This window comes from Streptococcus sp. P25B114, assembly GCF_053010325.1.
This window is the reverse complement of the sequence record NZ_JBRKNW010000030.1, coordinates 1-11,040: the sequence shown is the minus strand read 5'-3', so window position 1 is coordinate 11,040 and position 11,040 is coordinate 1. Positions and strand designations below refer to the sequence as shown.

The following is an 11,040-nucleotide window of genomic DNA, read 5'->3' as shown; positions in this document are numbered from 1 at the left end:
ATAACCTTAGCTATCGTGAAGTTCAAGAAATCTTATATGATCGTGGCATTAACGTTTCTCATACGACGATTTATCGTTGGGTGCAAGAATATGGCAAACTACTCTATCAAATTTGGAAAAAGAAAAATAAAAAATCCTTTTATTCATGGAAAATGGATGAAACGTACATCAAAATTAAAGGAAAATGGCATTATTTGTATCGAGCCATCGATGCAGATGGTTTAACCTTGGATATTTGGTTACGTAAAAAACGGGACACACAAGCAGCCTATGCTTTTCTTAAGCGGTTAGTGAAGCAGTTTGATGAACCGAAGGTTGTAGTCACAGATAAAGCCCCCTCTATTACAAGTGCCTTTAAGAAACTAAAAGAATACGGCTTTTATCAAGGGACAGAACATCGTACCATTAAATACCTGAATAATTTGATTGAACAAGACCATCGTCCAGTAAAGAGACGCAATAAATTCTATCGAAGTTTACGCACTGCCTCTACCACGATTAAAGGTATGGAAGCCATCCGAGGATTATATAAGAAAACCCGAAAAGAAGGCACTCTCTTCGGGTTTTCGGTCTGTACTGAAATCAAGGTATTATTGGGAATCCCAGCTTAAATCATAGATACCGTAAGGGATTTTATTCTTTATTTAAAACTTTGCAACAGAACCGTATTTTTTATCACAGATTTCAGTCAGCAAGCAGACTATCTCAGTGAGATGCATCAGCAAGGGTGGAAACTAGTTAAGATTAGCTGGCTCTTGTTTTATCATTTTGAAAAATGCCTGCCAGAAGGGGTTGTGTATCAGGTTGATTTCAAGAAAGCAAAAAATAAAGATAGAGAAAACTATCTGCATATGTACGAGGAATATGGATGGGAGTTTGTCGTATCCTGCCAAAATTTCAATATTTTTAGGAAACCTGCGAAGATGGGAGAGCTTGAATTATATGGTGATAGAGAAAATAAAGTGGAGTTTGTGAAAACAATCTTCCAAAGACGCTATTTGCCATCTTTGGGACTGTACGGCATTCTACTGGGAACAAGTTTGCGTTCGCGTCCAGGTTTTATCTTAGGTATTTCTATCATTTATATTCCGCTTTTATTATTACTAGGCATCCGTTTTTATCGTATGGTAAAAGAGTAACTAGGTCCTCAGACTGATTTTTAGCACTCTAAGCAAAAGAGTGCTAATTTTTTGGTTTTTTCTCTTGACAATCCATTTTTTCGGCGTATAATGGGAGTATATAGGTTAGCACTCGACATCATAGAGTGCTAACGCTCTTCGAAAATCAACACTAACCGTTGTCAGCTTGCCTGTGTGAGTGAAATTCTCCAGTGGAGGATTTCAGCCTGCTACCTAGAGTTAGGAAAGTAGCACAGTTCTACATTCGGCCTCGCTTCCTAGGCTACTGTCGATTTTCATTGAGCGTAACTAAAACAGTGTTCATGAAAGGAGCGGAGATGATTACCCAACGTCAAAATGATATTTTGAATCTGATTGTTGAATTGTTTACGCGCCATCATGAGCCAGTTGGTTCTAAGGCCTTGCAGGAGATGATTGCTTCTAGTTCAGCGACCATTCGTAATGATATGGCTAAGCTGGAGCAGTTGGGCTTGCTGGAAAAGGCCCACACATCAAGCGGACGGATGCCCAGTCGGGCTGGTTTTCAATACTTTGTCAACCACTCGCTTAACTTGGAACACATCAATGAAGAAGATGTTTATCAGGTAGTCAAGGCCTTCGATTTTGAAGCCTTCAAGCTGGAAGACATCTTGGAGCGAGCCAGTACAGTCCTAGCTGACTTGACAGGCTACACTTCGGTCATTTTAGATGTGGAGCCGACCAGTCAGCAGTTGACTTCCTTTGACATCGTGCAGCTCAGTAGCCACGATGCCTTGGCAGTTTTAACCCTGGACCAGTCCAAACCTGTTACCGTCCAGTTTGCCATTCCCAAGAACTTTTTGACCAGGGACTTGGAGGTGCTCAAACGCTTGGTGGATGAACGCTTCGTTGGACAGACGGTTTTGGCAATCCACTACAAGCTGCGGACGGAGATTCCCCAGGTGGTGCAGCGTTACTTTACCACGACGGACAATGTCTTGGATCTCATGGACTATATTTTTTCCAATCTCTTCCAAGAATCGGTCTTTATCAGTGGAAAAGTCGCTTCGCTGACCTATGGCAATCTCGCTACCTACCAACTCTTGGATAGTCCTCAGCTATTGGCACCAGAGTTGCGGCAGGGCTTGGCGCCAGACCAGCAGACCAGTATTTCCGTGGCGGAACATAGAGAACCTGCTCTTGCAGATGTGACGGTCATTCATTATCGCTTTCCAATCCCCTATCGGGGCATGGCCCAGATGAGTTTGCTTGGTCCTGTTGACATGAACTACCGCAGGCAGATGAGTTTGATCAACATCATTAGCCGCGTCCTATTTATGAAATTAACCGATTATTACAGATATTTAAGTAGTAATCATTACGAAGTCAATTAGAAGGAGAATGCTTTGTCAGAAGAAATCAAAAACGAAGAAATCGTAGAAGAGGTTGAAGCAACAGAAGAAGTTGTGGAGACACCTGAAAAATCAGAATTGGACTTGGCAAATGAGCGTGCAGAGGAATTTGAAAACAAGTACCTCCGTGCCCACGCTGAAATGCAAAATATCCAACGCCGTGCCAACGAGGAACGCCAAACTATTCAGCGTTACCGTTCGCAAGACTTGGCCAAGAAAATCTTGCCAAGTTTGGACAACTTAGAACGTGCCCTTCAAGTCGAAGGCTTGACAGAAGATGTCAAAAAAGGCTTGGAAATGGTACAGGAAAGCTTGATTCAAGCCCTTAAAGAAGAAGGAGTGGAGGAAGTCGCAACAGATGTCTTTGACCCAAATCTTCACATGGCCATTCAAACAGTCCCAGCCACAGACGACTGCCCAGCAGAACACATTGCACAAGTCTTCCAAAAAGGCTACAAACTACATGAACGTCTGTTGAGACCTGCTATGGTAGTGGTATCTGAATAGCTTAGTCTTCCAGTTTATCTTTTATTACTTCGTTAACTTGCCTTGCCGTACTCCAGTACTGTCTTCGGCTCGTTGCCTAGTACTAAAAGTAAACTGAAACACTAAGACCGCTCTGCTATTCTCCCCCAAAAAAGAAACTTGACCGAAATGTCATGCACAGTAGTTTGCAACCAATCGCTTCGTCGCGAGGCTCCTAGCTCTTGGGCAAACTTTGTGTCGGTAACTCTAAGGTCGCTAAAGCGACAAGAGTTACTCGAAAACTATGAAAAAACCTCGTCTGCAATGACGGTAAACTATGAATGAATAAAAGAAAACTAAAAAAAGAGGTAACACACATGTCTAAAATTATCGGTATTGACTTAGGTACAACAAACTCAGCAGTTGCAGTTCTTGAAGGAACTGAATCAAAAATTATCGCAAACCCAGAAGGAAACCGCACAACTCCGTCTGTTGTATCTTTCAAAAATGGTGAAATCATCGTTGGCGACGCGGCAAAACGCCAAGCAGTAACCAACCCAGATACCATTATCTCTATCAAATCAAAAATGGGAACTTCTGAAAAAGTTTCAGCAAACGGTAAAGAATACACACCACAAGAAATCTCAGCTATGATCCTTCAATACTTGAAAGGCTACGCTGAAGAGTACCTTGGTGAAAAAGTAACTAAAGCCGTTATCACGGTTCCTGCTTACTTCAACGATGCACAACGTCAAGCAACCAAAGACGCTGGTAAAATCGCTGGTCTTGAAGTAGAACGTATCGTCAACGAACCAACTGCAGCAGCCCTTGCTTACGGTTTGGACAAGACTGACAAAGATGAAAAAATCTTGGTATTCGACCTTGGTGGTGGTACTTTCGACGTATCTATCCTTGAACTAGGTGACGGTGTCTTTGATGTACTTGCAACAGCAGGTGATAACAAGCTCGGCGGTGACGACTTTGACCAAAAGATTATCGACCACATGGTAGCAGAGTTCAAGAAAGAAAACGGTATCGACTTGTCAGCTGACAAGATGGCCCTTCAACGTTTGAAAGATGCGGCTGAAAAAGCGAAGAAAGACCTTTCTGGTGTAACATCAACTCAAATCAGCTTGCCGTTCATCACTGCAGGTGCAGCAGGTCCGCTTCACTTGGAAATGACATTGACACGTGCAAAATTTGACGAATTGACTTACGACCTTGTAGAACGTACAAAAGTTCCTGTTCGTCAAGCTCTTTCAGATGCAGGCCTTAGCTTGTCAGAAATTGACGAAGTTATCCTTGTCGGTGGTTCAACTCGTATCCCAGCCGTTGTAGAAGCTGTTAAGGCTGAAACTGGTAAAGAGCCAAACAAATCTGTGAACCCTGATGAAGTTGTTGCTATGGGTGCGGCAATCCAAGGTGGTGTCATCACTGGTGATGTCAAAGACGTTGTCCTCCTTGATGTAACTCCATTGTCACTCGGTATTGAAACAATGGGTGGTGTATTTACAAAACTCATCGACCGCAACACAACCATCCCAACTTCTAAGTCACAAGTCTTCTCAACTGCTGCAGACAACCAGCCAGCTGTTGACATCCACGTGCTTCAAGGTGAGCGTCCAATGGCAGCGGACAACAAGACACTTGGTCGTTTCCAATTGACAGATATCCCTGCAGCACCTCGTGGTATCCCACAAATCGAAGTAACATTTGACATCGACAAGAACGGTATCGTTTCTGTAAAAGCCAAAGACCTTGGTACACAAAAAGAACAAACAATCGTTATTCAGTCTAACTCAGGTTTGACAGATGAAGAAATCGATCGCATGATGAAAGATGCAGAAGCAAACGCTGAAGCAGATAAGAAACGTAAGGAAGAAGTGGATCTTCGTAACGACGTTGACCAAGCAATCTTTGCGACTGAGAAAACTCTTAAAGAAACGGAAGGCAAAGGCTTCGATGCAGAACGCGATCAAGCTCAAGCAGCTCTTGATGAGTTGAAAGCAGCTCAAGAAGCTAACAACTTGGACGACATGAAGGCTAAACTTGAAAACCTCAACGAAAAAGCTCAAGCCCTTGCAGTGAAACTCTACGAGCAAGCCGCAGCAGCACAACAAGCAGCCGCAGGCCAAGAAGGTGCCCAAACAGCTAATAACGCAGGTGATGATGTGGTAGATGGCGAGTTTACTGAGAAGTAGTACTCTTCGAAATTCTTCACTAGGCTTCGTTAACTCTCCTCGATGAACTCCAGTTCAATCTTCGTCCAGTTGCCTAGCCTAGTCTTGAATTTCTTTGAGTATCTAGAACAAGGAAATTTATCTTTTTCCGAAGTTCTTAGCTCGAACTCAGTTCTTATCTTCTCGAGAATAGAAATCATTATTAAGTCAAAATTCCAATCACAGAGGTTGCAACCCAGCCTCTGTTTTTGGGTAAATCCCCTTCTAACTTTTACAGAAAGGAAAATGTTCGCAATCGAACACAGTCGTTTATATGTAGTATTCTTGCATGACTATTTTGGTGTAACTGAATACGCCTACGACTCTTTGAAAAAAGATAAACTTTACCTAGATGCAAGGCATCGTCGGACAGTTTCCTATTTTTCTTTGAGTCGCTTAACGGCTTAATATCTTACATTATGAACAACACAGAATTTTACGATCGTCTGGGGGTTTCTAAGAATGCTTCGCCAGACGAGATTAAGAAGGCATATCGGAAGCTTTCAAAAAAATACCATCCAGATATTAACAAGGATGCTGGTGCGGAAGATAAATATAAGGAAGTTCAAGAGGCCTACGAGACCTTGAGCGATCCTCAAAAACGTGCCTCTTATGACCAATTTGGTGCGGCTGGAGCCAATGGTGGCTTCGGCGGTGGCGGATTTGGTGGCTTTGACGGTGCTGGTTTCGGCGGTTTCGAGGATATCTTCTCTAGTTTCTTCGGCGGTGGAACTGCTCAACGTAATCCTAATGCACCTCGTCAGGGAGATGATTTGCAGTACCGTGTCAATTTGAAATTTGAAGAGGCTATTTTCGGTGCTGAAAAAGAAGTTTCCTACAACCGTGAGGCAACTTGTCGTACCTGTACTGGTTCGGGTGCCAAACCTGGGACCAGTCCTGTAACTTGTGGACGCTGTCATGGCTCTGGTGTTATCAATGTTGATACACAGACACCACTTGGAACCATGCGCCGTCAGATGACCTGTGATGTCTGTCACGGTCGTGGCAAGCAGATTAAGGATCCGTGTACGACCTGTCGTGGAACTGGTCATGAGAAACAGGCTCACACTGTTACGGTCAAGGTTCCTGCAGGTGTCGAAACTGGTCAGCGTATCCGTCTGGCTGGTCAAGGTGAAGCTGGATTTAACGGAGGCTCTTACGGAGATCTCTATGTAGTCGTTCAAGTCGAGGCATCGGATAAATTTGAGCGTGAAGGTACGACCATTCTTTACAAATTGGACCTCAACTTTGTTCAAGCTGCACTAGGTGACACCGTCCATGTGCCAACGGTTCATGGTGATGTGGATATGGTTATTCCGGAAGGGACCCAGACAGGCAAGACCTTCCGTCTTAAAGGCAAGGGTGCGCCAAGTATCCGCGGGGGTGCCATGGGTGACCAGTATGTCACTGTCAATGTAGTGACACCAACAGGGCTCAATGACCGCCAGAAAGCAGCTTTAAAAGATTTTGCGGCAGCAGGCAATATCAATGTTCATCCGCAGAAAAAAGGCTTTTTCGACAAGGTGAAAGACGCCTTTGATGAATTGTAAGCACATGAATAGACTGGTTTTTCCAGTCTTTTTTCGTTCATAAAAGTAGTTGAGTTTTTCTGCAGGATTAAATAATTGTGATACAATAACAAATAGAAAAAGTGGACGAGGTTGGCATGAAAGCATGGGTTGAGAATGTAGCCATAAAAAAATATGAGGATCGATCTGGCTTGACGGGTTTGAAACAAGGGCCACTGGTGTGGACCGAGGTGTTTTTGAGAGAGATCAATCGTCAGTCGGATACAGGCATCTTACATTTTTGGCCTATGGCTCAAACAGTGATTCTGGGGAAATTGGACAGTCAGGTGGCTCAGCTGGACAAGGGCTTAGCCAGTATTGGTCAGGCGGGATACAGTCCTATTATTCGGAGTTTGGGCGGTCTGGCGGTTGTAGCAGATGAGGGGATATTAAATGTCTCTCTTATTTTACCCAATCCTTCTGGTCACAAGGTTGATTTGAGGGAGTCTTATCAGGTCATGGTGGACCTGATTACCCAGGCGCTTTCAGATTTTCCCGTTGAGGTGGTCAGTGGTGAGGTGGCAACTTCCTACTGCCCTGGAACCTACGACCTTAGTATCAAGGGGCGGAAGTTTGCTGGTTTGGCCCAGCGGATTTACCAAGGAGCCATTGCCATTTCTGCCTATATCAGCGTATCAGGCAATCAAGTCAAGCGTGGGCAAGTGGTGGCTAATTTTTATGCAGCAAGTTTTGCTCCGCAAGAAGTATCGGACAGATTTCCGCAAGTAAATTCAGCTTCGATGGCCAATCTGTCAGACCTAGTCGGTCAGGAATTAACGGTGGAGGAGATGAAAACACGGATTGAGCAGGTCTTGGTTGAAAATGGGGCCAGTCTGTCCACCTTTTATCCCTCATCGGACAACATGGCTGATTTTATGGCGCTCGGAAAGACTATTAAGCAGTCTATGGAAAAATATGGTATATAGGAGTTAGTATGGAGTGGATAGATGCGACAGCCATGGCTCAGGCTGTCAACCAAAAACAAGTATCTGCCAAGGAACTGGTACAGGAAACGATTGCCAAGATAGAGCAACTCAATCCTGCACTCAATGCTGTCGTCAGCAAGCAATACGAGCAAGCCCTACAAGAAGCAGAAATGGGGAACTTTCAAGACAAGCCCTTTGGTGGTGTTCCTCTTTTGTTGAAAGACTTGGGGCAAAATGAAGCGGGGCACTTGTCAACAGCAGGCTCTCGGCTGTTTGAAAACTACCGAGCAGGACATACAGACAAATTGGTGCAGGCTTTCAAGGACCTTGGTTTCATCATCTTGGGACGGACCAATACGCCAGAGTTTGGGTTTAAGAATATATCAGACTCCAGTCTGCATGGTCAGGTCAAGTTGCCCCTAGATCTGAGCCGCAATGCAGGTGGATCCAGTGGAGGTGCGGCAGCTGCGGTGGCTTCAGGCATGATACCCTTGGCGGCGGCATCGGATGGTGGCGGCTCTATCCGTATTCCCGCCTCCTTCAACGGTTTGATTGGGCTCAAGCCCAGTCGAGGCCGCATCCCTGTTGGACCCAAGTCTTTCCGAGGTTGGCAGGGGGCTTCTAGCAACTTTGCCTTGACCAAGTCCGTGCGGGACACCAAGCGGCTGCTTTATCATTTTCAAACCTATCAGGTTGAGGCGCCTTTTCCCTTGGCAACCCTGTCGGAAGAGTCGATTTTCAGTTCTCTTAATCGCTCTTTGAAAATTGCTTTTACCAGTCAATCCCCTATTGGTAGCAAGGTTAGTCTGGAAGCGCAGACGGCGGTTCTTCAGCTGGTCGACCACCTTCTAGGGATGGGTCATCAAGTGGAGGAATTACAGCGACAGCCCTTGGACGGGAGTGAAGTGATGCAGTCCTATTATATTATGAATAGCGTAGAGACTGCTCAGATGTTTGATGAAATTGAAACGGCTTTTGGACGCCCAATGACTCTGGATGACATGGAGCCCATGACCTGGGCCATTTATCAGAGCGGTCAAACCATACCGGCCAAGCTTTATTCTAAGGTTTTACAGGATTGGGACCGCTACAGTGCCAGCATGCAGGAATTTCACCAGACCTACGACATTCTCCTGACTCCCACGGTGGCAGATGTGGCTCCTCTTCATGGTCAATTTCAGCCGTCTGTTGATTTAGAAACCCGCCTCAAGCAGACCCAGGAATATTCAATGGCTGCTCAGCAGGACTTGATCTGGGAGATGTTTGCGGACAGTCTCGCTCTTACTCCCTTTACGCAACAGGCCAATATTACAGGCCAACCATCCATTAGCTTGCCGACGCATGTTACCAAAGAAGGCCTACCGATAGGGGTCCAATTGACAGCAGCTAAGGGCCGAGAAGATATCCTTTTACAGCTAGCCCAGGACTTGGAAGATGCTCATTTGTTTAGAATGTAAATGGCTACAAAAAACGGTACCAAATTCTTGCCAAATCTTTTTCAAAATGTTACCCTATTAAAGTTGGTGGGTTAACACCAAAAATAAAGAAAAAGGAAGTTTGTCACTTCCAGAGGAGATTGACATGTTGAAAAAATTGTTGGCATCAGCCTTTCTTGTATCTACATTAACGTTGGCAGCTTGCTCAAGCAACGCTTCTAAGACAGAAGAAGCAGCTGCAGAACCAACCAAATGGGAACAAGTCAAGGAAGCAGGTGTCTTGAAAGTTGCGACCCCAGGTACGCTTTTCCCAACGTCATACTATAATGACAAGAAGGAATTGGTCGGTTATGAAGTCGATATGATGAAGGAAATCGGCAAGCGCTTGGATCTCGAAATTGAATTCCAAGAAATCGGTGTAGCAGAAGCTCTGACATCAGTAGACTCAGGCAAGGTAGATGTTTCAGTAAACAACCTGCAGCCAACAGCTGAGCGTAAGGAAAAATACAACCTCTCTGAGGCTTACAAGTATTCTGTATCTGGTATGATTGTCCGTGAAGATGGTTCATCAAACATCACAGCAAAAGACCTTTCAGACTGGAAGGGTAAAAAAGCTGGTGGTGGTGCTGGTACAACCTTCATGAAGATTGCTGAAAAGCAAGGCGCAGAGCCAGTTATCTACGATAACGTAACCAACGACGTTTACCTTCGCGATGTATCCACTGGTCGTACAGACTTTATTCCAAATGACTACTTCACACAAGTGGTCGCAGTTAAGATGATTACTGCAAAATTCCCAGATATCAAAGTGAAGATGGGTGATGTTCGTTACAATCCAAACGAATCTGTGATTGTCATGAGCAAGGAAGATGACAGCTTGAAGCAAGAGTTGGATAAGGTCATCAAAGAAATGAAAGAAGATGGTAGCTTGAAGGCTATCTCAGAAAAACACTATGCTGGTCAAGACTTGACCAAACCTGCTGAAGGTGCAGATGAGTTGCCAGTAGTAGACGTTGACTAAACATCAGAAAGGTTGGAAGTGATTCCTACCTTTTTATCTAGTAAAGAAAGGACGGGTGTTGACCTGGTCGGCGCCTCCAAGGTATTTCTCTATGTCTATCAATTGGCAGGCAGTTTTTGATCCAAAACTAGCTTTTGAGGCTATTCCGCTTATTCTAGAGGGCTTGCCCTACACATTGGCTCTCTCTCTTATCGGCTTTGCCCTAGGGACCTTTTGTGGCTTCTTTGTAGCCTTGATGCGTATGTCTAAGCTTGCCGTCCTCCGCTGGTTGGCTATGGCTCATATTTCCCTCATGCGGGGTATTCCGCTAATGGTCTTGCTTTTCTTTATCTATTTTGGTCTGCCCTTTATGGGCATTCAGCTGGATGCGATATCAGCGTCCATCATTGCCTTTACTTCCATGTCATCGGCCTACATCTCGGAAATCATCCGTTCTTCCCTGTCGGCTATTGATAAGGGTCAATGGGAAGCGGCACGCAGTCTGGGCCTCAAGACCAATGTGATTTATCGAAAAATCATTATTCCCCAAGCCTTCCGAATTGCTCTCCCCCCATTGAGTAATGTTCTGTTGGACATGGTAAAAAGTACCTCGCTGACAGCCATGATTACAGTGCCTGAAATTTTCAACAAGGCCAAAATCGTCGGCGGTGCTAAGTCCGACTACATGACGGTCTATATCTGCGTAGCCTTGATTTATTGGGTCATTTGTACACTCTATGCTGTGGGGCAGTTACGCTTGGAAAAACGTCTGGCTACTTATTAAAAAAAGAAACATACTAAGATTAGTAGTGAGGAAATCTCCGACGGGAGAAAGTACTCACTACTTTTTCTTTATGATAAAGTAGAGGTGTCTTGTTAAGTCGTAGGGCTTTTTGACGCTAGACGTCGCAACAAAA

General features: G+C 44.7%; 10 protein-coding genes. All 10 read left to right on the top strand.

Features of this window, described 5'->3' with window-relative positions:
* Positions 1–611, top strand: a 611-nt coding sequence (locus tag ACVC7T_RS10605; protein WP_010730224.1) for an IS6-like element IS1216 family transposase, incomplete at its 5' end; no start/stop codon positions are given.
* Positions 612–1,139, top strand: a complete 528-nt coding sequence (locus ACVC7T_RS10600; protein ID WP_447262926.1) for a DUF2812 domain-containing protein — start codon at positions 612–614, stop codon at positions 1,137–1,139. It abuts the gene before it with no gap.
* Positions 1,140–1,456: 317 nt separating this feature from the next.
* Positions 1,457–2,491, top strand: coding sequence for a heat-inducible transcriptional repressor HrcA (gene hrcA / locus ACVC7T_RS10595; protein WP_447262925.1), 1,035 nt, complete (start codon positions 1,457–1,459; stop codon positions 2,489–2,491).
* A gap of 12 nt (positions 2,492–2,503) precedes the next feature.
* Positions 2,504–3,016 (top strand): nucleotide exchange factor GrpE, encoded by a 513-nt coding sequence (gene grpE / locus ACVC7T_RS10590; protein ID WP_002943082.1) that lies wholly within the window; start codon positions 2,504–2,506, stop codon positions 3,014–3,016.
* 335 nt (positions 3,017–3,351) lie between these two features.
* On the top strand, positions 3,352–5,175 hold the full coding sequence (dnaK, locus tag ACVC7T_RS10585) for a molecular chaperone DnaK (protein ID WP_002943084.1): 1,824 nt from the start codon (positions 3,352–3,354) through the stop codon (positions 5,173–5,175).
* Positions 5,176–5,612: 437 nt separating this feature from the next.
* Entirely contained in the window at positions 5,613–6,743 is a 1,131-nt protein-coding gene (dnaJ, locus tag ACVC7T_RS10580; protein ID WP_447262924.1) for a molecular chaperone DnaJ, read from the top strand.
* A 116-nt stretch (positions 6,744–6,859) separates the two neighbouring features.
* Positions 6,860–7,687 (top strand): lipoate--protein ligase family protein, encoded by an 828-nt coding sequence (locus tag ACVC7T_RS10575; RefSeq protein ID WP_447262923.1) that lies wholly within the window; start codon positions 6,860–6,862, stop codon positions 7,685–7,687.
* 8 nt (positions 7,688–7,695) lie between these two features.
* Positions 7,696–9,144 (top strand): amidase, encoded by a 1,449-nt coding sequence (locus tag ACVC7T_RS10570; RefSeq protein ID WP_447262922.1) that lies wholly within the window; start codon positions 7,696–7,698, stop codon positions 9,142–9,144.
* Positions 9,145–9,268: 124 nt separating this feature from the next.
* Positions 9,269–10,144: a transporter substrate-binding domain-containing protein gene (locus tag ACVC7T_RS10565; RefSeq protein ID WP_105138445.1), complete on the top strand. Its 876-nt coding sequence runs from the start codon at positions 9,269–9,271 to the stop codon at positions 10,142–10,144.
* 91 nt (positions 10,145–10,235) lie between these two features.
* Positions 10,236–10,907, top strand: a complete 672-nt coding sequence (locus ACVC7T_RS10560) for an amino acid ABC transporter permease (RefSeq protein WP_105123055.1) — start codon at positions 10,236–10,238, stop codon at positions 10,905–10,907.
* The last annotated feature ends 133 nt before the right edge of the window (positions 10,908–11,040 follow it).

Bases quoted from the DNA above. Each gene is read 5' to 3' on its own strand.
- dnaK (WP_002943084.1), top strand. From the start codon at position 3,352: ATGTCTAAAATTATCGGTATTGACTTAGGTACAACAAACTCAGCAGTT.
- ACVC7T_RS10565 (WP_105138445.1), top strand. From the start codon at position 9,269: ATGTTGAAAAAATTGTTGGCATCAGCCTTTCTTGTATCTACATTAACG.
- dnaJ (WP_447262924.1), top strand. From the start codon at position 5,613: ATGAACAACACAGAATTTTACGATCGTCTGGGGGTTTCTAAGAATGCT.
- hrcA (WP_447262925.1), top strand. From the start codon at position 1,457: ATGATTACCCAACGTCAAAATGATATTTTGAATCTGATTGTTGAATTG.
- ACVC7T_RS10570 (WP_447262922.1), top strand. From the start codon at position 7,696: ATGGAGTGGATAGATGCGACAGCCATGGCTCAGGCTGTCAACCAAAAA.
- ACVC7T_RS10575 (WP_447262923.1), top strand. From the start codon at position 6,860: ATGAAAGCATGGGTTGAGAATGTAGCCATAAAAAAATATGAGGATCGA.
- ACVC7T_RS10560 (WP_105123055.1), top strand. From the start codon at position 10,236: ATGTCTATCAATTGGCAGGCAGTTTTTGATCCAAAACTAGCTTTTGAG.